This is a genomic window from Pseudoalteromonas sp. NZS11 (genome assembly GCF_015864765.1).
In the GTDB taxonomy this organism is placed as follows: domain Bacteria; phylum Pseudomonadota; class Gammaproteobacteria; order Enterobacterales; family Alteromonadaceae; genus Pseudoalteromonas; species Pseudoalteromonas arctica.
The window spans coordinates 233,987-255,601 of sequence record NZ_JADYWP010000003.1; the positions used below are offsets into that span (position 1 = coordinate 233,987).

The following is a 21,615-nucleotide window of genomic DNA, read 5'->3' on the forward strand; positions in this document are numbered from 1 at the left end:
TAAACTAGCATTAATACTGTTTTAAATACAAAAAAGCCGCTAGTAAAAACTAACGGCTTTACTTTGTATTACCTTTAGAAGTTGTAACGCATACCAATATTGTAACGTGCACCTAGCTGTTGTAGGTTCCACAATTGAACTGACGTACGGCCATGTTCGCGGCTGTTTTGTTCAGTAATATTAAGGCCTTCAACAAAAAACGAGAGTTGTTCGCTGTAGTTGTACGCAACATTAAAGTCGATTTGATAATATTCTTCAGTAAAGCCTGGCTCATTTACGTATCGAGCTGCGCTATTTAAAAACTTATCACGCCAGTTGTAAGCAATACGTGCTTGAAAATCGTCGTTTTCGTACATTGCAATAAAGTTAGCTGTATCGCTTAAACCCACTAGTGCAAATTGTGTAGTAGTAGGGTCAGCGTTTACATCAAAGTCTATGTCGCCATTAACAGTGGTGTAGTTTGCTTGCACCCCAAAACCGCTTTCACCAAAAAAGTGCTGAAAGGCAATTTCGAAACCATCAATTGTGGCATTTTTATTGTTGGTAGGTACTTGCGCTGTAAATTCTAGTAATGGGTCATCGCTGTTAGCAATTACATCGTAGGCAGCTTCAAACTCTTCGTAGGTCATAGAGTCAAAATCAACATTGTTTTCTGTTGCGGCAACCATTTGAAATAAGTTTGAATCGGTTATTGCAAGTCCGCGAGATTCTAGCTCAGCAATGGCAGCTTGAGCGCGAGGGCCCGCTGTTGCATCGCGTAATCCGTAGTAGTTTTGTGTCATTGGTGTTAAACCAATAAAGTTTTCGATGTCTTTAGTGTAATAACCTACCGACACATAACTTGTTTCTGCAAAGTACCACTCAGCCGATACATCAATATTATCTGATTCAAGCGGCACTAAACCAGGGTTACCCGTTGACGCTGTAGCCGGCGAAGAGCCCGCTAAAAGAGTAGGGGCACCTGGTACACCAACAGTCGCTGCTGAACTTAAGTTGTCGTAAGTTGGGCGAGCAATTGTTGTGCTATAAGAAAAACGCGCTTTTACGTTTTCAATTACTTCTATGTCAAAGTCAAAGCTTGGTAAAAAGTGATCGTAGCTAGATTTAAGCGTGAAATCTTCTTTATCTGAGCCAAAACGAACGTTAAAGTCGTTATTACCTTCCCATGCTACTGCGTTAGGTAAGTCGATATTAGCCGTTGAGGTAATGTCGGTAGACTCTTGGCGTGCGCCAATAACAATGTTGTATGGCATATCGCCAATGTAACCGTTGTAAGTAAATTGCACAAACGCAGCGGTTATATCTTCTTCAATGGTGCGATTAGTTGCAAATGCGCCATCGGCTGCAAAGTTAAAGCCGTACTCTTCACCTGCCCAGTAACCAATTTGCGATGCGCTGCCGGTATAACCTTGGTTGAACGAACCCGATGTATCGTAGTCGTCAAACTCAGCTAAAAAGTTTGTAGGATTTAGGTAGCCATCAGGTAGTTCGCCAGGGTTTTCTATACCCCAGTTACCCATTGTATTACGTGTAAGTGATTGCAGTGAATGGCTTTCCATAGAGCGAGACTCTATACCAAAGTCAATTGCGCCGTTTTCAATTTCGTATTTACCATGGATTCTAAATTCTGTGATTTCAGACTCTTGGCGAGCAAAGTTAGAATCTAAAATAGACGTACCCACATCAGAGGCATCTAACGTGTTATTACAATTTAGGTTGTCTCGGCGGCAATCATCAAAATCGATACTCATTGATGGAAGCTCACGGCTAAAATCAACTTCTTGTGCGTTAACTACGTTTGCGCCCAAGCCTGCGTTTACCCAGCTGCCGTAAGGTGCATCTGGTTTGCTAGTGGCTTTTGAATTGTGCGCATCAAACATAAAGCTCAATTCTGAATTGAAATAGTATTCAACGTTTAAACCAATAGAGTCGTTTTGGTTAACTTGGTTCAGCTCTTGAAACGCTAAACCTAAATCGCGTGTTTGCTGATCGCGACGTTCTTCTCGGTAGTAAATAGGGGTTTTTACCGTGTTATCGTCAAATGTTAGCGCGCTTTTGTAGTTATCCATCCATATTGATTGCTCAGCACGGGCTTCGAACAAATCTTGTTTAGAATACGTGTAATCAAGTGTGGCTGTTAAATCGTCAATAGGGCTGTACTGCAGCGTTAATTGTGCGTTTGTACGAGTACGTTCTCTGTCGGCAATGGTGTAGCGCAAATCTGATGGCATTGAATAAAGCTGGCCAACAGCGGGTGCATTAGTTAAAACAATATCGTCTGCTGCTTGTGGAATTGTGCCGTCAAAAGCAGATGTATTCCATTGATTTACAAACGCACCTGTTGATGAGCTATCGCGCTGTTGCATGCTTGCAGTTAACGAGGCACCAAATTTAGCTTCACTGTCGGTCCAGCTAATTAAGCCCGAAAGCTCTGGTGTTATGTCATCACCAACACGGTTTGTTGAGTCGTGTAATGCTTTTACACCTACGCTTGAAATAAAGCCTGGATTGTCGAGTGGGCGAGCCGTATTAATATTAATTGTTGCGCCAATACCACCTGATGCAATACTTGCTTTACCTGTTTTATATACTTCAACCGATTTAACGCTATCAGACGCTAAGTTTGCAAAGTCAAAAGCACGAGAGCTTGGTGTACCACCGCCTGAAGGCAATGAAGCTGCCGGCATAGTTCGACCGTTTAGGGTTACCATATTGTAGTCGGGACCAAAACCACGAACAGTTACTTTAGAGCCTTCACCATTTGAACGATCAATCGACACACCCGTAATACGCTGTAGCGACTCGGCTAAGTTGGTATCGGGGAATTTACCAATATCTTCAGCTGATATAGCATCTACAACACCTGCGGCGTCGCGTTTTAATCGAGTTGACTCTTTAATACTGCTTTTAAAACCAGTAACTTGAATTACTTCAACGTCTGTATTTGCTTCTTGTGCATATACAGGCAAAGAGATTGATGCACCTAAAATCAGAGATAGGCTGGTCGCTATCTTTGTTTTTCTTACAATATGGTTGGACATTCGGTTTCCCTCGCGCTTTTATCATTATTATTAACAGCTTGTATGGGGCTGTTATTGTGTAGTTATAAACATTGTCAAATGTGTGGAAGCGCTTCCAGAAAGATCTGTTTAACCAGAATTTGTGGAAGCGCTTCCAGAAATGCTAGTTTATATTTTGAATAGGGTCAACTGTTGTTTTAATAAAATGAGACTAAATTGTTTTTAAAATGTATGTTTTTTGGATTTAATTTTATTTAAATTATAAATTACAGTTGGTTATAAAAAACCGTTTGCAATAGTGCTTTAACAACATTTTATTATAAGAAAACCAATTATTGATTAATTTAGTTATTTACACACTTTTATAAGGTGTTTAAATCAGGCTTTTAATACTAGCTAAAATTAATAAATCGGCCGTGGGTCACTCAAAAAAAATAGGTACATTTGCTAACTTAGCGAAAATGCCGATGTAGTGATTATGTACAACGCTATTGATGCAAATGCATCAAGCGGCGGTTCTATCTCAGTTTATGTATCGGTCATTAAAAACCAGTAGTTGTTTAAAAAATCGTTAATTAAATCACTAAAAAGTAACGTAGTTTTTGCAGAAGATGGTTTAAAAATAAACTTATAAAGTATTGCGCATAAGGTGTTGCGAGTCGCTAGTTTTATCGCTATTTTAAAGGCTCTCTCATAGATGGATTTTATTATGCGCATTAAATTTTTAGCGAGCTTTTATTCTTTCTTCTTGTTTGCATTGTTTGGTTGTGACGATCAAAGTATGGCAATTCAAGGTAGTCCTCAGCTAAATAATAATGCAAGTAACTTACCCACTAATAACAAAGTAAACACACCTCCTGTAGTTCAAAAAAACGAACCCGCTTTAGTCGTCGGTATGCTAGCTACGCACTGTAAAAGTAATGAAGCAGCCTACATTAACGCAAAAATGCATAAAGTTGTGCGCAACCCAGATGAAAATACAGCTTACAAGTTAGAGCCTACCGAGAAGGTACTTTCTGTTTGTGTTGCAAAAGATGACTCATCGCTTAGTTATCGATTTGGTCGAATTAATGACATAGGGCTTGAAAAAGAAGCTTCACCAGATACACCATTTGGTAGTTACTACAGGCAAATAGGGCGTATTGGCCAGAGTATTTTATTTTTTAGTAACGGCGAATATCATTATTATATTATTAACTCAGGCGGCATGGGTAGCGGTGTAACCGTTAATGTTTATAAAAACGATACATTAATTTCTGAACTGTTTTCGGGTAATGATCCTTACGATGATTTTGTTATAGCAACCGATTTAAATTTCCCTAAAAAATTGGTTATCGAAAAACAGCCATTTAATAAGCAAATGCAGTAAATAATGACTCCACAGCAGCAAAACGTAATAGAGCAAGGGCATTGGTTTAAAAACCGTAGCGCTTATTTAAAAAGCTTTTTATTAACGCAGGGCAAAACGCTCTCGCTTAAAGCTCAGCAGTCATTATTTTTGCGAGGTGATAAGCACGATGGAATTTATGCCTTACTTAGCGGAGTGGTGCGTATTAGTGGCGTAAGTAACGAAGGCAAAGAAGCCGTATTGAGCTTTATTGATTCATCACTGTGGTTTGGCGAAGTTACCTTGTTTGATGGTGGCCTGCGCACTCACGATGTATACGCACAAACAGACGTAGTGCTTTTTTACGTGCCCCAACGCGCGCTTGAACAGCTATTAAACGAACAGCCACAATATTGGCAAGAGTTTGGTTTATTGTTGGCACAAAAGTTACGCCTAATGTTTACCATAATGGAAGATCACGCATTACTAAGCGCTGAGCAAAAAGTATGCAATCGACTTTTAATGCTTAGCGAACATACAGAGCACTTAACACCGCTTGTTTTATCTCAGCAGCAACTTGCTGATATGACCTACCTAACGCGCCAAACTATTAATCAAATACTGCAACAGCTTGTTAGCTTACAAGCTATTAGTTTGGGGTATCAACGCATAACTGTTTTAGATAAACAAAAGTTACAGACCCGTGCTACACAAGCTTAAATAGAGGCTGCTTTATTTAGTTGGAACCAAAATTGCTACATAACATGTAATGCAACAATGGATTTGAGCTAATGACTACAATAACCTTTAAAAATCAATATAGTAATTATAACTCTCCGACAGTAAATAAAGCGGCAGGTTCAAGCGAAGTTGCGGCAACTAATACCCTCTCTAATGAAAAACCAAATGGTGTTAAAGGCATAAGCTCAACGCCTAAAGATCAAACGTTTTTAGAAAGCGCCCAAGAAGCGCTGGTTTATCAGCGCTTAGGTGTAAACAAAAACAAAATAGACGAACTAAAAGCGACAATAGAAGAGCTCATTAAAGAACAGCAAAGTGAGGGCGCAGACCCTACCGCAATTGCTCATAAAATAGAGGAACTTCAAAAAATGCTCGAGCAAGAGTATCAAAAAGGGCGCGAGCGAACGGATATGAAAGGTGAGCATGAGCCGGGTAAAATAATTTCTGCATTTGTTTAATTTACAAAATGTCGGATACCTGACATTGTTGTTGTGTCTACTTTTGCTAAAGTAAGTTTTATAGATAAAAATAAGGCAAAACAATGAAAACACTTCAACAGCAGCTTGGTAAATATGGTTTATATCATCGCTCTAAACGTAATGTACTAACGCATTTTTTTGGTATTCCGCTCATTGTATTTGCAGCGTTGTGTTTACTAGCGCGCATTCAAATACCCCTTGGTAGTATAGTAATTGATGGCGCACAACTTTTTGTATTAGCGTCGGTTGTTTATTATTTTATGCTGAGCTTTTCGCTTGGCTTTATTATGGCCGTGATATTCACCTTACTCCTTGTTGCTGCTCAGCCCATTGCGGCAATGGCGTTTTGGCCTTGGTTGAGTATTGGCGTAGGTGTGTTTGTATTTGGTTGGGTATTACAGTTTATTGGGCACTATTACGAAGGTAAAAAACCGGCGTTTGTAGATGACCTAATTGGCTTAATTATTGGCCCTTTGTACGTAACTGTTGAACTACTATTTTTAATGGGTTTTTACAAAACATTAGAAGATGAAGTAAACGCAATAGCTGGCCCTACAAAGGCTTAACTAATAAAAATTAATTACGGGTGCTTATGCAATATAATAATAAAACCGTGTGGATCACCGGGGCATCGTCAGGTATTGGTAAAGAGCTTGCTATACAATTTACCGAGCTTGGAGCCCGTGTTATTTTATCGGCGCGCAATATTGATAAACTAAACGATTTAAAAGCAACACTTAAAGGCGAAGGGCACTTAGTTGTGCCGCTTGATTTAGCCCAGCCAGAACACGTACTGAGCACAATAACAGCAAAAATGAACGAGCTTCCTGCAATAGATATTTTAATTAATAACGGCGGTGTATCGCAGCGTAGCTTATTTTTAGAAAACGACTTTAACGTGTACCGCCAATTAATGGAGGTTAATTACTTTGGCTTAATTGCACTGACTAAAGCGGTATTGCCTTCTATGGTCGCAAGGCGCAGTGGCTCAATTGTGTCTATTAGTAGTGTGGCGGGTAAAGTAGGTTCAAAATTTAGAACAGGTTATTCGGGTTCTAAATATGCGGTTGTTGGTTTTATGGATTGCCTACGTGCAGAAGTAGCACAACATAATATTCATTGCTTAACAATTTGCCCAGGCTCTATTAAAACAGCAATTGCGCATAACTCATTAAATGAGCAAGGCATAGCGCAAAATAAACCAGAAGAGTCGATAGAAAATGGCATGGATGTAAGCGTAGCGGCTAAAAAAATGATTAACGCCATTAGTAACATTATTAAACCAGACAGCCACTCCAAATAAATAAAGTCAATCTAGGCTAGATTCACTTTTTAGGTTAAGAATTTATCTTTTACTACTCGGTTACTTACTTTTCATCCATAAAATAACTCATTATCACGCTTAAACCTAAATTAAGCGCATGAAAATAACTGCATAATGCAGTTGTGATTTATTACTGAATAGTTTTACTGAGTAGTTTAAATTTTATGCCAGTAGTTTTTCGCAGTTACTGATATTCGCTCGCCGCTTTCGCTTTAAGTTTTCACAATAACTTGCTTGTGAGGCTGGCCTGCCTACTGCGCCATGAAATACGCGCGTAAATTGGGTTGTAAGCTTTAACCAGTTTTCGGGGGAAATATGAACTCTTTCGAGTAAGGGTAAGTGTGTACTTTCAATATAACCACGTTTACCCTCTCGTATACAGCGCCCTGTTAATTCAACAAGTTCAAGGTACGATTTAAGCTCAAACGGGAGTCCTTTTGGCATTATCTGACGTGGCATGCCTGCAAAGCGCAGTAGTTGTTTTGGTTGTTTGCCTTCTTTTGCATATGTTAGTCGCTGTTTAACGCTGGTGTGGTCTGATTCCTCAGGCGTGTTAGCCATTTTAGCTCTAATTGGGTTTAAATCGACATACGCCATACAAGCGGCAAGTGCTGCTTCATCTAGTAATGCTTGTGATGTGAATCTGCCTTCCCAGAATCTACCTGTGCAGTTATCTTCTTTATTTGCTCTGCGCGCAATATCTTCATTTAACAACCGCATAAACCAGCTAATACTTGATAGGCGTTCTCGATATTCCTTTACTGTTTGATTAAAAAAGATAAGCTCAGCTTTACTTAGCTTTTCACCCTGTATGTATTTTTGCGTAAGTACAGTGCCTTTACAGAGTTTATGCCAGCGGATAATAATCGCTTTATCATTTAATCGATTCACTTTTTTATCATCAATATACAGCACTAAATGAGTGTGGTTACTCATAACGGCATAAGCACATACATCAATACAAAATACCTTAGCTAACTCAAGCAATTTATCTTCAACCCAGCCTCTGCGGTGCTCGTAAGATTGACCTGTAAAGTGGTCTTCACCACATAAAAATGCACGGCGCACGCAACGCGAAATACAGTGATAATATTTTGTATCAACCAAACTTACTTGACGCTTTCTTGCAATTGCCATGTGACACCCTGCTTGTTTTTTGCACTAAATAAAGGCTAGCCTCTAACTTCGAAAAGTGCAAAATTTAGGATGGGTGTCTTGTTAATTCTGGTGGTTTATTTCAAAGGCGTAAAATGCCGTAAATTTGATCAATTTAGAAAAGGATTCTAAATGAAGTATTTATGGCTGAGCCTGTTTTTTATTGTATTAATTTGGTCTGGTATTAACCCAAAAGATCAATTTACATGGCTGCTTGAAGTTATCCCCGCAATTATTGGTTTAGTGCTGCTAGCAAGTACCTATAGCCACTTTAAACTTACTCCTATTTTATATACATTTATTTTAGCGCATTGCATTGTGCTGATGATTGGCGGGCATTACACCTACGCCGAAGTCCCTTTTTTCGACAACCTATTTGGTAGTGAGCGTAATAACTACGACAAAGTAGGGCACTTTTTTCAAGGGTTTGTACCTGCACTACTAGCACGCGAAATTTTACTGCGCAAAAAAGTAGTAAATGGTCGAGGCTGGTTAATCGCTTTTGTTATTTCGGTATGTTTAGCATTTAGCGCGTTTTACGAATTAATAGAATGGTGGGTTGCAGTATTAAGCGGCGAAAACGCAGACGCGTTTTTAGGCACGCAAGGTTACGTGTGGGATACCCAATCAGATATGGGACTGGCGTTATTTGGGGCTATTTGCTCGCTGTTAGTGCTTTCAAAGGTACACGACAAACAGCTTAAAAACGTTAAAGATTATTTATAGACTATAGGAACGTTAAAGACTTTCTATAAGAATGTTTATAAAAACATTGATAAAAAAGACTATTAACTTATGACCGCAAACATTAGTAACTACTCAATAAGCACAGACAAAAGCAAACTTAACTTTAACGTTATTTATAACTTTATTGCTAATAGCTATTGGGCCAAAGGCATTCCTAAAAGCGTAATGCAATCAGCAATTGATAACTCAATGTGCTTTGGTGTTTACAGCGCTCATAACGAACAAGTTGGATTTGCCCGAGTAGTGACCGATAAAGCAACCTTTGCCTATTTAGCCGATGTATTTATTGCCCCGCACTTGCAAGGTAATGGGCTGAGTAAGTTACTCATTAAAACGATAGTAGAGCACCCTGAGCTACAAGGGCTCAGGCGCTTTTTATTAGCGACTTCTGATGCACACGGGCTTTATGCACAATACGGGTTTAAACCGATAGATAACTCAGGGCTGCTAATGCAAATAAACCCTGAAAATATATATGGTAAAAATAATCGTGAGGGGAAAACAAATTCCGTCTAATGTTCTTGTTAGGCCATTTCTACTCGGGTAATATTTTCTTTTCTTTATATTTTTCATTTAAACAATGTTCGGCCAACTGATGATACATGTCTTTTAACTGGCTCTCATAGTTAACTGAATCTAAGCCAAGCGTATTAAAACCAATACAAGAAGAAAGAATAGTAAAACTGGCGAGCTTGAATGGATGAAAGTTAAGCGGTAGTTCATATGACTTATATAAATTTTGACTTCCATGAACTAGGTCTGACCTTAACTCATAAATTCGCTTTGCTTCTAATTTCCAAATATCAATTTCACCATGAAAAATAGCAATAGAACACGATACCCTACTGCAAAACCTTTTTGTTAGCTCAGCATCTTTTTTTTCGGTAGATAATGTAACCAATCTCTCCATTGCAGTTACAAGCTTTACTACTTGGGAATATTCATTATTATCTCTAGATGCATCACCAAACCAGCAAAAGGCATCAATTAGCCGATCCGAAATGCAGTTTTTATTACTAGGAGAGATTGCACATTCAGCAAGTTTTTTAATAACCTCGCCCAATCCAGAGTTTAAATCTTCATCTAAAGCACCCCAAAATTCTTCTAAATTCTCACGAAATGAAATTGAACCACAGACATAGTATTCTTCATTCGAGCACTCAATATAGTGACTTGTATTACTCTCAATAGGGTTCTTTTTTAGAACCATCTGCTTTGTATTTACCTGATAAGAAGCAGCAAAGACTTTGATAACACCGTAGATAAAATCAGCTACATTCTGTGCTCGACTTTTGCTTATTTCATTTGAACATTTCGGAATATCAATACATAGCAAACTGTTGTAATCAGATTGTTCATCCGTTTTTATAAATCTTTCTAGCTTTTCTTCATCTTTGATTTTGGGGTATATATTTTCTTTGTTGGTGATCCTAACATTTCCAATTTGTATGTCCTTCTCAGGAGCAACACCTTCAGCATGAATTGGAAAGAAATAACTGACCTCACGCATTTTCTTTTTAGCTCGCTTATATGCCCTTGACAAAAGTGATGAACACCCAGATAAATCAAATTCCTTTTTTTCTTTTATATGTATATACATTGAGTCTTTAATATCATTAATATATTCACTCGACGTTAATTCATAAGCCAAATTATTTTGCTTTATTTGTCTAGAAGTAATTTCTTGTAATTTTTTCTGCGCCATAGACGACAAGTGTAATTGGAAGTTTTTTTGGCTTTTATCTCTCTCATAAATATCTTTAGGCACATTAATCGTTGCAAACATAGAGTCATATTTACTGTCAAAATCGTTTGCATATAAATCATATGATTCATTAAGTAGCTTGCTTAATCGGACTGCTTCACTGATAACAATCTGGAAGTCTTCAACATCTTTTTTAGTTGCGGCCATAGATAGCTTCTCGATTTAAAATGTGAGGCGAGTAATTAACTGGCCTAACGAGCCTGTAGATTAACTCGTTTTTAAATTTGTTTTTATTGATAAACAAACCATAGCTGAGTTCCTATTTTGGTTCAATTGATTACTGTATTTTTACGCAGAATATAGAAGTGTTTGATATTGTTTTAATTGGCGTTTTGGAAGGGATTACGGGTGTTTGAGTGGCTTTTATTTAGAGTAAGAGGGCTTACCCTTCTTAATGCATCGTGTTTTTAAGCTTTTCTATATTATGAACGAGGCAATACAATTGCCGCACCGTGAAGTAAGGCATTCACTTTCATCTGACCTCGTAAGGTCAATGTATTCATCCCGTTATTCACCGTAATATACCGCGTTTTATTTAAAGGAAAGCCGGTTCATACAGCAGAGTCGTTTGCCATTCTTCAATAAACAGCTATCGTCGACCGATTGAGCTGTCTATTTTTACTTTCATTTTGTCTACATAGCTCAGCTTTTTTGCGTGATTCGTTATTTATAACAATGCACTCTTTATACTGTTTTTGTTGGCTTTTTTCGTAATAATTAGGATGGGTATCATCCTAATTATTTGTGGTATCACCAGTAAAGGCCCTTGTAAAAAGCTCAAAAAAAAGAAATTAACATTGCGCTAGACAATGACTATTTAGCTTCACAAGGTTTAGTGTCATTGAGAGATATTTGGATCGGTATTCATTATGGGAGATGAACCGCCCATTGCGGACCCGCATGATGGGTGGTGTGGGGGCTGGAGGTTAGAGACCTCCGGCTACCCGGTTAGGCTTTAATCCTTACCATTAAACCAACTCCCGCAAACGAACAAAAGGCTTGCCTGTTTCAGCGGCTCGACGAACTTTTTTAGATAAGACTTCTTTTAACGATAACTTCTTTTGTAACATTTCACAAATATCTAAGCCGTCCATACACACTAAACTTTTTCCCTTTCCGAAGGCTATAAGCCCTTCTTCAGAAAAGCCACAGTCACTTACAAATAACCCACGAGCCCATGAAGCTTTATCTTCTACTTTTGCGTTGAATGAACGCAAATCAGAAGCATCCACTGGCTTACTAGTCCATTTTGCTTCTAGCAGGTAAGTCTCGCCTGACATATCAAAACTTCCGTCAATTTGTTCACCAACAACCCTAAATGATGAACGACCATCCATCCCATTGGCATCAAATAGTTCTTTTAAAAAACTCTCAAACGCAAAGCCTCTAGGATGAGGTGCTAATGCACTAACAGCCATTAATTTATTTAGAAGATTCATTGCAATCTCATCACTCAAATTTTCAAATCCACGAGGAGTAGATTGTTGCCTAATATCTTCAGGCGGTTTACCGCCTAATTTATTTATTAATAAAAAGAACTCTGCTTTAGCTTCTGCCATAGTTTCATCCTTTCCCGAACGGCGACGCAGGGCTTCTCGATATTCCCATAAAGCTAATAATACTTTAATTACATCGGTAGTATTTGCTTGTCGTAAGTAAAACCGTAACCTCTTTGCTTTACTTGTACCATCAACATCAAAACATGGATCATCTATATTAATTCCAAGCTCTTCATTAAAGAATTCAGAAAATGTTCGATTAGAAAAATCTAAAACATATCCTCCACCCATCTCGAATATTTCATCAAGTAACTTAATATCAATTGATTTTAGATTCTTCTGTTTTCTCATATGAACTCTTCGTAAATGATTAGGATAATACCGCGTAAGCCTAAAGCTTTATCGAGGACACTTTCCTCTTTTTATGAGCAAAGTATGTCCTCTTAATTATTTTTTAATATTAATAACAAATCCTATAACACATTGCGAGTATTAAACTTTAAGTCGGGCTGTTCTTTTAATAATATGCAAAAAAGAGGAAAACGTCCTCATTTTTTGACTTAGGAGGAAAAACGCCAGGGCGGTACATAAATGGAGCAATTAAATATTTAAAATGAAAACCAAATCCGATTTTAAATCATTTAATAGTCACTAAAAAACGGTGGCGATAACGTAAGTAACCGCTTTAAGTACACTTGTTTGTGTAAGCATATTACAAAAGGGGGTTTAGGGATGGTGGAAGCTGTAAAAAGGAGGTTATAAATTATTTACTAAACGCGTCTTCCTGCTTTTAAAATAGGGCAGACACGCTTAAGTATACTTATACCAGTCGACTTAAATATTTAGCCTTTCTAGCGTGCTAAATAAAGCGTTAACGGCGTTATAAACTTCTCATGTAGAACAACTACATGTCGAAATTTATGCCTTGTTATCACTCTATTTATCCGTCGCTATAAATGTCTAATAACTTAACACGATTGGTATTATTTGGCTTTTTTTGCCTCAAGTACTTCTATTTCACTCCAGATTTTTTCGGCTTCGGCACTTAACATGGCAAAGCTTTTAATGTCGCCTTTTCTTTGTGCCTGCATGCCTTGCTCTAGTTTTACGTCGTATTCTTTACGCAGTTTTTTTACGGGATCAGGCTTTAAAAATGAAAACATTAGTATTCTCTTAATTTATTAAATTATATGTAGTTAGTGTACGCATTAATGGGCTTAATAGTTCTTTGTTTGGTGAAAATCTTTACTTTACGCTTTAAAAGCGCAAAGTAAACACGGTGTAATTATTAACGTACTGTGTGCTAGTGCTAGTGTTTACGTTTCTGGCTCTAGGCGTTTAATACCTTGTCCATCAATACCTAAATAAATAAAACCATCACTGCCTTGGGCTAAGCTGCGTACTCTGCCAATGCCATCGAGTATTTTATATTGCTTAACAACCTTACCCTTTGATAGCTCTAGTGCGCTAATGAATGCAAATTTCATGGAGGCTAGTAATAGCTTACCTTTAAGCTTTGGGTATTTATCACTCGTTACATACAACATATCGGAAGGGGCAATTGAAGGGGTCCAATGTAATACGGGCGATTGCATGCCGTCTTTTTCTTTAAGGTCTGTAAACTTGGTACCGCTGTAGTTAACGCCATAACTTACTAAAGGCCATCCGTAGTTAGCGCCTTTTTTTATAATATTAAGTTCATCGCCGCCGCGTGGTCCGTGCTCGTGAGACCATAAAATATTATTTTGATTATCAAACCACATGCCTTGTGGATTACGGTGCCCATAAGACCATGCCGCATGTTTTGCATCTTTTTGTTTAACAAACGGATTATCGCTTGGGATACGGCCATCATCATGTAAGCGATAAATTTTACCGCCATCACGGGTGAGATCTTGCGGGTTTATGTCGCGCGAGCCGCGATCGCCTATTGAAAAATAAACATAACCTTCATCATCAAACACAATACGGCTGCCGTAGTGCTGGCCTTTGGTACTATTATGCTCGCCTTTGTATAGCAATTGCTGATCAGACAACTGCGTATGATCGCTACTTAGCTTGGCGCGGATTAAGGCGGTGTTACTTCCGCTTCCTTTGCCCTCACTACTTGAGTAACTAAAGTACAGCCATTGGTTTTGCTTGCTATCGGTGTGTAGTGCTAAATCAAGCAATCCACCTTGGCCATTAGCTTCAATGTTGGGCAGCCCTGAAACCTTAGCTAACGTAGTTGTATTTTTAGGTAATAAAAATAACGTTCCACTGCGCTCAGATATTAGCAAATCACCATTAGCTAAAGGCTCAATAGCCCAAGGTATAACCACACCTTCTGCCGCTGTTACTGCGTTAACGTTAAGCGGTAAAGTATCGAGCTGTTTATAGTTTTTTACGTAATCGCTTTTTGCATTTGCGGGTGCGTTAATAGCAAATATAGCAACAGCCAAGCCTGCACTTATTAGTTTAGGGAGTGTGTTATGTGACATTAAATTTATCATTATGGCTTCCAAAATTAATCCAATCTTACATAACCTTAACATGGCATAAATAAATTTGTTAAGCGTTGAGTTGGTTGAGTTGAATGAAAAACACACACTTATATTTTTATACGATGACCTTTTAACAGAAAATTGTTTAGTAATTAGCGCTAATAAAAAATTGAATAATTACTCTATTGGGGTTGAAAACTAAAAATTTCAGCGTACACTTGTGCGCTGAAGTTTGGGCGTACACGTGTAAGTTCAAACGTTAAGTATTTTACGACCCAAGAGATTAATAGTGATGATAATTAAAGTATTAAACCAATTTTCAAAATGGTTTTTACACCATCAAAGTTTTGCAGGCTACATAGAGCCAATAATGCAGGTGTTTAAACCTGCGTGGCGTGCAGGGCAGTTTAGAGCGCAAGTAGTTAATACGACGGTGCTTGATGGCGGCTTTTTAAGTGTGCAACTTAAGCCAAGCAAACATTGGCAGGCGCATACGTCAGGACAGCATATAAGTTTAACGCTTGAAATTAATGGGCGATTATTAACACGCGTGTTTACCGTGGCTTCAAGCGCTCAGCAATTTAAAAATACAGGTTTAGTGCGCTTACTAATCAAAACAAATACGCAAGGGCGCTTTACTGGCTTACTCAGCAGCGCATTAAAAGCGGGTTTGTGGTGCAATATTTCTGCGCCAAGTGGCGACTTTGTATTTAAAAACACACATACACCAGCCACTTTTATTGCCGGTGGCTCGGGTATAACACCTATGCTAGCTATGCTTGATGATTACTTAAACCAAACTACGCAAAAAGTCTCGTTGGTGTATTACGCAAAAGCCACTGAGCATCAATGTGTTGATGAACTGAGTGAGTTAGCAGCGCGTTTTGAGCATTTTTCGTTTTTATTATTAACGCGTGAGCAATCAAGCGATATAACCAGCAATATTAAGCCGTGGGAAAATCCAGACATTTACTGCTGCGGTCCGGCAGCATTTATGCAAACGGTGAGTGATTTTGCTAAAACGCATAAGCTAAATTATTACCAAGAAGCATTTGGTTTAGCGCTACCAAGCTTAAACGACGATAGCCAATTTAACGTAAAAATTAACGCCAGTGCCCATGTTGTATCGGGCAACGATGTTTTATTGACCCAGTTTGAAGAAAAAAAGCTACCCGTTAAACGCGGTTGCGGTATTGGTATTTGCCATCAATGCCAATGTATTAAAAAGTCAGGCGTGGTACGTAATTTAAAAACTGGTGAATTGAGTGACAACGGCGAGCAATTAATACAACTTTGCGTAAGCCAACCTGTTAGTGATTTGGAGTTACAATTATGAAAAACATTAACTATGACATGCTCGCAAGTGAGTTAGATGCTATTAAAATGAACACCCTTGGCAAAGTTGGCCAACAAGATGCTGACTATATTCGCTCTGTTGTGCGCAAACAGCGAGTGTGTGAATGGAGCGGGCGAATTTTGCTAATGCTTGGTTTTATCCAGCCATTATTGTGGGTTGCAGGTGTATTGCTATTAGCACTTGCTAAAATTTTAGACAATATGGAAATTGGCCACAATGTAATGCATGGTCAATACGATTGGATGAACGACAAGCAACTTAACTCACAGCATTATGAATGGGACATAGCGTGCGACGGGCAAAGTTGGCACCGCGTTCATAACTTTGAACACCATACGTATACTAATATTATTGGTAAAGACCGTGATTTTGGCTATGGCTTGTTGCGTTTAAGCGATGATTTTAAGTGGCGTTTTAAAAATGTATGGCAGTTTTTTACGTATATTAATTTAAGTGTGTTATTTCAGTGGGGCGTGTCGTATCACGAGTTGGCTGCAGAGCGTGTTTTTATTGGTAAAAAGAAAGAAAACCGCGAAGGGCTTGTATCACACTCTACATTAAAGCAGCGCTTTTTTAGTAAAGGCGCTCGCCAGTTAATTAAAGATTATGCGATATTTCCGTTACTTGCAGGGCCTTTATTTTTATGGGTATTGGCGGGGAATTTAGTAGCTAACTTAATCCGTAATTTATGGACGTCGACCATAATATTTTGTGGTCACTTTACTGAAGAAACGCAAACTTTTAAACAAGAAGACTGCGTAAACGAAACCCAAGGGCAGTGGTATTACCGCCAAGTACTGGGTTCGTCTAATATTAAAGGGCCGCATTGGTTTCATGTTTTAACAGGGCATTTGAGCTGTCAAATAGAGCATCATTTATTTCCTGATATGCCGTCTTCGCGCTATCAAGAAGTTGCGCCACAAGTACAAGCTGTTTTGAAAAAACACGGTATTGATTATCATACAGGTGGTTTTTTTAGACAGTATACGTCGGTGTTAAAACGTATTATTAAATATTCGTTTAAATAAACATGTTTTAATTAACGAATGAAAAAATCGGTCTGTGTAACTACACTGACCGATTTTTTTGTTTATTGCACTCAATACGGTTGATTAGTAAACAGCACTTGCAAAAAATTCTCATAGTTAATTAAAAAAGCCTTACTTTAGCTATGGTTAAATAGCGTGTGATTGTCATACAATGGAGGGAAATAGACCACACAAGAGAGATTAAAATGGCCGCATTTGGTACCGTGTTTATGCCTCAGATGATTCAAGCTCGTTTTTCTGATAATAAATGGAGCGAAAGCTCAATTGTCCCTTCCGATAAACTTGAACTTCATGCTGGTGCGCACGTTCTTCATTATTCAAGTACATGTTTTGAAGGCTTAAAAGCCTTTCGCCATGAAGATGGTTCTGTTTATCTTTTTAGAATGGATGCAAACATTGCACGCATGCAACAAAGCTCAGCGCTATTAAGCTTACCGAGTTTTGACAGTGATATGCTAAAAACGATGATTATCGATATTATGCGTGAATACGCAGATGAAACGCCATTACCACCAGGCTCTATGTATATTCGCCCAACGCACATTGGTACTGAGGCGGCAATTGGTAAAGCGGCTGCGCCGTCAATGAGCTCGCTTTTATACACGTTACTATCGCCAGTAGGTGATTACTTTGCCGGTGGCGCAACTGCACTGCGCGTACTGCTTGAAGAAGATGGTATGCGCTGCGCTCCGCACATGGGTATGGTAAAAAGTGGTGGTAACTACGCCAGTGCTTTGGCGCCTATTAGTGCTGCACGTATAAAGTATCAAGCTGATCAAATTTTATTTTGCCCAGGTGGCGACGTACAAGAAACCGGTGCTGCTAACTTTATACTTATAGATGGCAACGAAATTATTACTAAAGCGCTTGATAGCACGTTTTTACATGGTGTAACGCGTAATAGTATTTTAACCATTGCAAAAGATTTAGGTATGACGGTAAGCGAGCGTAACTTTAGCGTTACTGAGCTATTAGAGCGTGCTGCTAAACCAGGTACTGAAGCGGCGCTTTCGGGCACTGCAGCTGTACTAACTGCTGTGGGTACGTTTATTCATAACGATAAAGAATACAAAGTAGGTACTGGCGAACCAGGCCCAACGACTGCGCGCCTTCGCCAAGCATTGAACGATATTCAATGGGGTAAAAGTGAAGACAAGCACGGCTGGTTAACTAAAATCTAATTATAGATTTAATAGCAACTCGCATTAAAAAGCCACCTAATCGGTGGCTTTTTTGTGTTTGGTTACTTTAAGCTGTGCTTATTAGAACTTCATTTCTATTTTACCGTACACGTAGCGTCCGTTAAATCCATACGGCGAGAAGCTAGAGTAAGCAAATAAACGTGAGAAGGTGGTTACATCGTCAACATTTTCACGGGTTGCATCTGGGTAAACATCAAAAATGTTATTAGCACCTAAGCTCAGCGATACGTTTTCACTAAGCGAGTAGGCGACATCTAAGTCGGTTATCCATTTAGGCTTAAGCACTTCGTTACGTTCTGGGTTATCTGAAGGGTCTTGAGTTTCTCCGTAACGCGTTGTTCTAAGAGTGGTACGAATATCATCGTTAGTCCACGTTGCGCTTAAGTTGTACTTATTACGCGGTGTGCTTACTTCAAAACGACGCAGCTCAGTGCCTGAGAACAAGTTGTCTTGATCAAACCCTGCACCTTGAAGCTCTGCTGGTGGGTCAATTATATCGGTAACTTCATTTTTGCCGTAGTTGTAACCTAGGTTAAAGGCTAAATCGCCATAACCATCAGTTGCTACATTATAAGAAGCTACAACATCAACACCGCGCGTTTTACTGTCAATTGCATTTAGGAAGAAACGACCTTGGTTAGCGCCTGTGCCTTGAAGTAAATCGGCAATAGCAGCACCCGATAAGTTGTTTGATAGCACAATGCGGTCATCAATTAATATTTGGTAGTAATCAACCGATAAGCTGAAATTAAAGTCGGTAGACCATGTAAAACCAACGCCGTAGTTTGTTGCTTCCTCAGCATCAAGACCCGGTGAGCCCAGTGCTTTTGCTACATCGCTGCTTGGTGCAAAGGTACCTGTTTCGGTTGGTTCGCCATCAACAAATACAGTGGCTACTGAGGTAAAGTATTGTTGCTGCAATGAAGGTGCTCTAAAACCAGTAGATACTGAGGCGCGTAGTGCTAAGTCTTCAGTTAATGAATAACGAGTCGCAATTTTACCGTTAAGTGTATCGCCAAAGTCCGAGTAATCTTCATAACGGGCGGCAACCGCTAAATTCCAATCGTCGGTTAGGTAGGTTTCAAGGTCTATATATAAGCTCACGTTGTGGCGGCTGTTATCGCCCTCTGATTCGGGTGTAAACCCCGGGAATACTTGTGCCCCCGCTGCGCCAAATGGGCCATCAACTGGGTCGGTTACTGCGCCTCCTGGGCCAAATGTGCCTTGTGCATATGAAGCTTCTTCGCCTGCATCTATTTGGTATCCTTCGCGGCGATACTCAGCACCTACAGCTACGTTTACAGAGCTTTCTAAAAAGCTGACGTCTACCTCGCGGCTAAAATCAACGTTTAAAGTAAGTTGATCGTAGGTAAGTGTTCCTGCATCAAAGCTTGTTTGGCTAGTAGGGCCATATGAGGTATTTAAGCTATTTATAACACCAAACTCAAATGCATCTTGACCATATACGGCCGATACATCGTAATTCCATTCACTTACAAAACCTTTAGCGCCAAGTGCCAGTGAAAAGTCATCTATATCTGAGGTAATAACAGGTAAAAAGCCATCAGGGTATACTTCTTCTATATTACGGCTATCGCTTGCACGGCGATAAAACCCGCCGCCTTCGCCTTCACGTTTGCTGTAAGAGCCAAACGAATATAAGTCGACTTCGTTTGTTAACTGGTAACCTGCGTTATAAAACATTGAAAAGTCTTCTACATCGCCATTACCAAAGTTATGGTTATATCGATTTACGGTAAGTTCACGTGGGTCAAGCGCGCCATCTACTGATCCGTCATCTATGCGTGCGTAGCTTTCACGGTTATCGTAGTCTGAGCGGTTAGTTGAATGGCGGTCGCGGTATTCTGTTGAGATGTTTAAAAAGCCATTATCGCCAAGCTCAAAACCCATATTACCTTGCAGCGTTAATGTTTGACCATCGGTTAAGGAGCGATCGCCCCCTTCGGTAAATGCTAAATTACCATCACTGCCTTCAGATACTGATTTTAGCTGTGGTACACCGTCCATTTCGGTTACGTTAGCACCATATATAGCCGCAACTGAACCACCGCTGCTGGCACTTTTAAGTACAATATTAATAACACCAGCTATAGCGTCAGAGCCATATTGCGCTGCTGCACCATCGCGTAATACTTCAATACGGGCAATAGCATTTGCAGGTATCGCATTTAAGTCAACCGATGATGAGCCACGACCCGTTGAGCCATTTAAGTTAAGTAATGCGTTGCTGTGGCGGCGTTTACCATTAACAAGCACTAAAGTGTGATCGGGTGCTAAGCCACGAAGCTGAGCGGGGCGTACATGGTCGCTGCCATCAGTAAGTGATGCTTGTGGGAAGTTAAAGCTGGGTAATAAACTGCTAAGTAGGGCATTCGTTTCAGTAAAGCCTGAGTTTTTAAGTGCATCTGCACCAATTATATCGATGGGTACTGCGCTGTCTTCTACTGTACGGCCTAATCGGCGAGAGCCAATTACGCTTATTTGTTCGATGTTTTCTTCTGCTTTAGTGTCTTGCTCTGCAGCATTTACGCAGAGCGAACCAAGTAGTGCAGCAGACGCGCTCATTGCGAGTAATATTTGTGGTACCGATTGCTGTAATTTAAATAACGGTTTTCTATTCATGCTGTATTTCCCCATACCCATTGAATTATTTTAGTTTTGTACAAAAAGCTCAAACCTCTTTGTTACCTTGAACATATACTTAATTAACAAAGTCAGTCAATTGAATAACATTCAATTAATTTAAGGGTTTTTATAATTACATTTGGTTGTTTTTTATAATGATCATTGTTTTAGTTATATAGCGAAGGTAATTGCTAAGTAATTGATGGATAATGAATTATATTAAAAAATTAAATTTAACGTTTAATTAACTGGTAAGACGAGATTGATGGGTTAAATTAATTATGGGTAGGGAACCATTTTTATTGGGCTGGCAATAAACAGCTGTTGAGCTATGAATATTTTTAAAAATGTAAAATACAAATAAACCTATTAAATGTTAACTAAATTAACATTTAATAGGTGTACTATAAATTATGTACTACTTATTAGAACCTATACTTTAAAGCATGAAGCAATTTTTTTTTATAAGTAATTGGTATAAAAAAGAATGCTAAAAATAGTGTTAAAATTTAATTTTTCCAACAAGCATATCTTTAAACATTACCCAATCTCCCCACAAACTGTAAAAAGGGTGTTTAAAAGTAGCTGGGCGGTTTTTTTCAAAAAAGAAATGCCCAACCCACGCAAACCCATATCCAATAACAGGTAATAGCCACAATAAACTGTAGTGTTGTTTTAATAATGCTATTGCGATTACAGCAAGAACAAGGGTGCTTCCTATAAAATGTAAGCGGCGGCAAGTAACATTGCGATGCTCTTTTAAATAATAAGGGTAGAAGGCTTTAAAGCTTTTAAACGTGGGGTTTGTACTTTGCATAGTA

At 39.0% G+C, this 21,615-nt stretch carries 17 protein-coding genes and 2 pseudogenes; 10 read left to right on the forward strand and 9 right to left on the reverse strand.

Annotated elements, in window-relative coordinates; genetic code table 11:
• Positions 1-74: 74 nt before the first annotated feature.
• On the reverse strand, positions 75-3,041 hold the full coding sequence (locus I6E82_RS08145; protein WP_197117458.1) for a TonB-dependent receptor: 2,967 nt from the start codon (positions 3,039-3,041) through the stop codon (positions 75-77).
• 676 nt (positions 3,042-3,717) lie between these two features.
• Here I6E82_RS08145 and I6E82_RS08150 point away from each other — a divergent pair.
• The 5 genes and pseudogenes from I6E82_RS08150 to I6E82_RS08170 form a co-directional block, all read left to right on the forward strand.
• The gene (locus I6E82_RS08150; protein ID WP_197117460.1) at positions 3,718-4,389 is read left to right on the forward strand and encodes a hypothetical protein; all 672 of its coding nucleotides are present in this window, start codon (positions 3,718-3,720) and stop codon (positions 4,387-4,389) included.
• A 3-nt stretch (positions 4,390-4,392) separates the two neighbouring features.
• Positions 4,393-5,067, forward strand: coding sequence for a Crp/Fnr family transcriptional regulator (locus I6E82_RS08155; RefSeq protein ID WP_197117462.1), 675 nt, complete (start codon positions 4,393-4,395; stop codon positions 5,065-5,067).
• A 71-nt stretch (positions 5,068-5,138) separates the two neighbouring features.
• On the forward strand, positions 5,139-5,546 hold the full coding sequence (locus I6E82_RS08160) for a hypothetical protein (protein WP_197117465.1): 408 nt from the start codon (positions 5,139-5,141) through the stop codon (positions 5,544-5,546).
• Between the two features lie 83 nt (positions 5,547-5,629).
• A complete protein-coding gene (locus tag I6E82_RS08165) occupies positions 5,630-6,133 on the forward strand; it encodes an Mpo1 family 2-hydroxy fatty acid dioxygenase (RefSeq protein WP_197117467.1) in 504 nt (167 codons plus the stop codon).
• A 26-nt stretch (positions 6,134-6,159) separates the two neighbouring features.
• Positions 6,160-6,840 (forward strand): annotated as a pseudogene (locus I6E82_RS08170) (SDR family NAD(P)-dependent oxidoreductase); the annotation flags it as partial.
• Positions 6,841-7,053: 213 nt separating this feature from the next.
• Here I6E82_RS08170 and I6E82_RS08175 read toward each other — a convergent pair.
• Positions 7,054-8,028: a transposase gene (locus I6E82_RS08175; protein WP_197117469.1), complete on the reverse strand. Its 975-nt coding sequence runs from the start codon at positions 8,026-8,028 to the stop codon at positions 7,054-7,056.
• 150 nt (positions 8,029-8,178) lie between these two features.
• Here I6E82_RS08175 and I6E82_RS08180 point away from each other — a divergent pair, with 150 nt between their 5' ends.
• Both I6E82_RS08180 and I6E82_RS08185 read left to right on the forward strand, forming a co-directional pair.
• Positions 8,179-8,772, forward strand: a complete 594-nt coding sequence (locus I6E82_RS08180) for a DUF2238 domain-containing protein (RefSeq protein WP_197117471.1) — start codon at positions 8,179-8,181, stop codon at positions 8,770-8,772.
• Between the two features lie 69 nt (positions 8,773-8,841).
• On the forward strand, positions 8,842-9,309 hold the full coding sequence (locus I6E82_RS08185; RefSeq protein ID WP_197117472.1) for a GNAT family N-acetyltransferase: 468 nt from the start codon (positions 8,842-8,844) through the stop codon (positions 9,307-9,309).
• A gap of 19 nt (positions 9,310-9,328) precedes the next feature.
• Here I6E82_RS08185 and I6E82_RS08190 read toward each other — a convergent pair whose 3' ends face one another.
• From I6E82_RS08190 to I6E82_RS08205, 5 genes and pseudogenes are all read right to left on the reverse strand, one after another.
• The gene (locus I6E82_RS08190) at positions 9,329-10,705 is read right to left on the reverse strand and encodes a HEPN domain-containing protein (RefSeq protein WP_197117473.1); all 1,377 of its coding nucleotides are present in this window, start codon (positions 10,703-10,705) and stop codon (positions 9,329-9,331) included.
• A gap of 244 nt (positions 10,706-10,949) precedes the next feature.
• A pseudogene (locus I6E82_RS19965) lies at positions 10,950-11,229 on the reverse strand (hypothetical protein); the annotation flags it as partial.
• 297 nt (positions 11,230-11,526) lie between these two features.
• Positions 11,527-12,408, reverse strand: coding sequence for a restriction endonuclease (locus I6E82_RS08195; protein ID WP_197117474.1), 882 nt, complete (start codon positions 12,406-12,408; stop codon positions 11,527-11,529).
• A gap of 632 nt (positions 12,409-13,040) precedes the next feature.
• Positions 13,041-13,220 carry a DUF6435 family protein gene (locus I6E82_RS08200; protein WP_165721860.1) on the reverse strand — a complete coding sequence of 60 codons (180 nt, stop codon included), beginning with the start codon at positions 13,218-13,220 and terminating at the stop codon, positions 13,041-13,043.
• A gap of 153 nt (positions 13,221-13,373) precedes the next feature.
• The gene (locus tag I6E82_RS08205) at positions 13,374-14,549 is read right to left on the reverse strand and encodes a PQQ-dependent sugar dehydrogenase (RefSeq protein WP_197117475.1); all 1,176 of its coding nucleotides are present in this window, start codon (positions 14,547-14,549) and stop codon (positions 13,374-13,376) included.
• A 283-nt stretch (positions 14,550-14,832) separates the two neighbouring features.
• Between I6E82_RS08205 and I6E82_RS08210 the strand changes: the two genes are divergently transcribed.
• The 3 genes from I6E82_RS08210 (at position 14,833) to I6E82_RS08220 (ending at position 18,127) form a co-directional block, all read left to right on the forward strand.
• Positions 14,833-15,876 (forward strand): flavin reductase family protein, encoded by a 1,044-nt coding sequence (locus I6E82_RS08210; RefSeq protein WP_197117726.1) that lies wholly within the window; start codon positions 14,833-14,835, stop codon positions 15,874-15,876.
• Positions 15,873-16,925 (forward strand): fatty acid desaturase family protein, encoded by a 1,053-nt coding sequence (locus I6E82_RS08215; RefSeq protein ID WP_197117476.1) that lies wholly within the window; start codon positions 15,873-15,875, stop codon positions 16,923-16,925. Before I6E82_RS08210 ends, I6E82_RS08215 begins: the two co-directional genes overlap by 4 nt.
• Positions 16,926-17,125: 200 nt before the next feature.
• Positions 17,126-18,127: a branched-chain amino acid aminotransferase gene (locus tag I6E82_RS08220; protein WP_272941825.1), complete on the forward strand. Its 1,002-nt coding sequence runs from the start codon at positions 17,126-17,128 to the stop codon at positions 18,125-18,127.
• Positions 18,128-18,208: 81 nt separating this feature from the next.
• Here I6E82_RS08220 and I6E82_RS08225 read toward each other — a convergent pair whose 3' ends face one another.
• A complete protein-coding gene (locus I6E82_RS08225) occupies positions 18,209-20,791 on the reverse strand; it encodes a TonB-dependent receptor plug domain-containing protein (RefSeq protein ID WP_197117477.1) in 2,583 nt (860 codons plus the stop codon).
• A gap of 505 nt (positions 20,792-21,296) precedes the next feature.
• The gene (locus tag I6E82_RS08230; protein WP_002959779.1) at positions 21,297-21,611 is read right to left on the reverse strand and encodes a DUF962 domain-containing protein; all 315 of its coding nucleotides are present in this window, start codon (positions 21,609-21,611) and stop codon (positions 21,297-21,299) included.
• Between the last annotated feature and the right edge of the window lie 4 nt (positions 21,612-21,615).

Bases quoted from the DNA above. Each gene is read 5' to 3' on its own strand.
- I6E82_RS08200 (WP_165721860.1), bottom strand. From the start codon at position 13,220: ATGTTTTCATTTTTAAAGCCTGATCCCGTAAAAAAACTGCGTAAAGAA.
- I6E82_RS08225 (WP_197117477.1), bottom strand. From the start codon at position 20,791: ATGAATAGAAAACCGTTATTTAAATTACAGCAATCGGTACCACAAATA.
- I6E82_RS08210 (WP_197117726.1), top strand. From the start codon at position 14,833: ATGATAATTAAAGTATTAAACCAATTTTCAAAATGGTTTTTACACCAT.
- I6E82_RS08175 (WP_197117469.1), bottom strand. From the start codon at position 8,028: ATGGCAATTGCAAGAAAGCGTCAAGTAAGTTTGGTTGATACAAAATAT.
- I6E82_RS08205 (WP_197117475.1), bottom strand. From the start codon at position 14,549: ATGATAAATTTAATGTCACATAACACACTCCCTAAACTAATAAGTGCA.
- I6E82_RS08185 (WP_197117472.1), top strand. From the start codon at position 8,842: ATGACCGCAAACATTAGTAACTACTCAATAAGCACAGACAAAAGCAAA.
- I6E82_RS08160 (WP_197117465.1), top strand. From the start codon at position 5,139: ATGACTACAATAACCTTTAAAAATCAATATAGTAATTATAACTCTCCG.
- I6E82_RS08155 (WP_197117462.1), top strand. From the start codon at position 4,393: ATGACTCCACAGCAGCAAAACGTAATAGAGCAAGGGCATTGGTTTAAA.
- I6E82_RS08180 (WP_197117471.1), top strand. From the start codon at position 8,179: ATGAAGTATTTATGGCTGAGCCTGTTTTTTATTGTATTAATTTGGTCT.
- I6E82_RS08215 (WP_197117476.1), top strand. From the start codon at position 15,873: ATGAAAAACATTAACTATGACATGCTCGCAAGTGAGTTAGATGCTATT.
- I6E82_RS08145 (WP_197117458.1), bottom strand. From the start codon at position 3,041: ATGTCCAACCATATTGTAAGAAAAACAAAGATAGCGACCAGCCTATCT.
- I6E82_RS08150 (WP_197117460.1), top strand. From the start codon at position 3,718: ATGGATTTTATTATGCGCATTAAATTTTTAGCGAGCTTTTATTCTTTC.
- I6E82_RS08190 (WP_197117473.1), bottom strand. From the start codon at position 10,705: ATGGCCGCAACTAAAAAAGATGTTGAAGACTTCCAGATTGTTATCAGT.
- I6E82_RS08165 (WP_197117467.1), top strand. From the start codon at position 5,630: ATGAAAACACTTCAACAGCAGCTTGGTAAATATGGTTTATATCATCGC.
- I6E82_RS08195 (WP_197117474.1), bottom strand. From the start codon at position 12,408: ATGAGAAAACAGAAGAATCTAAAATCAATTGATATTAAGTTACTTGAT.
- I6E82_RS08230 (WP_002959779.1), bottom strand. From the start codon at position 21,611: ATGCAAAGTACAAACCCCACGTTTAAAAGCTTTAAAGCCTTCTACCCT.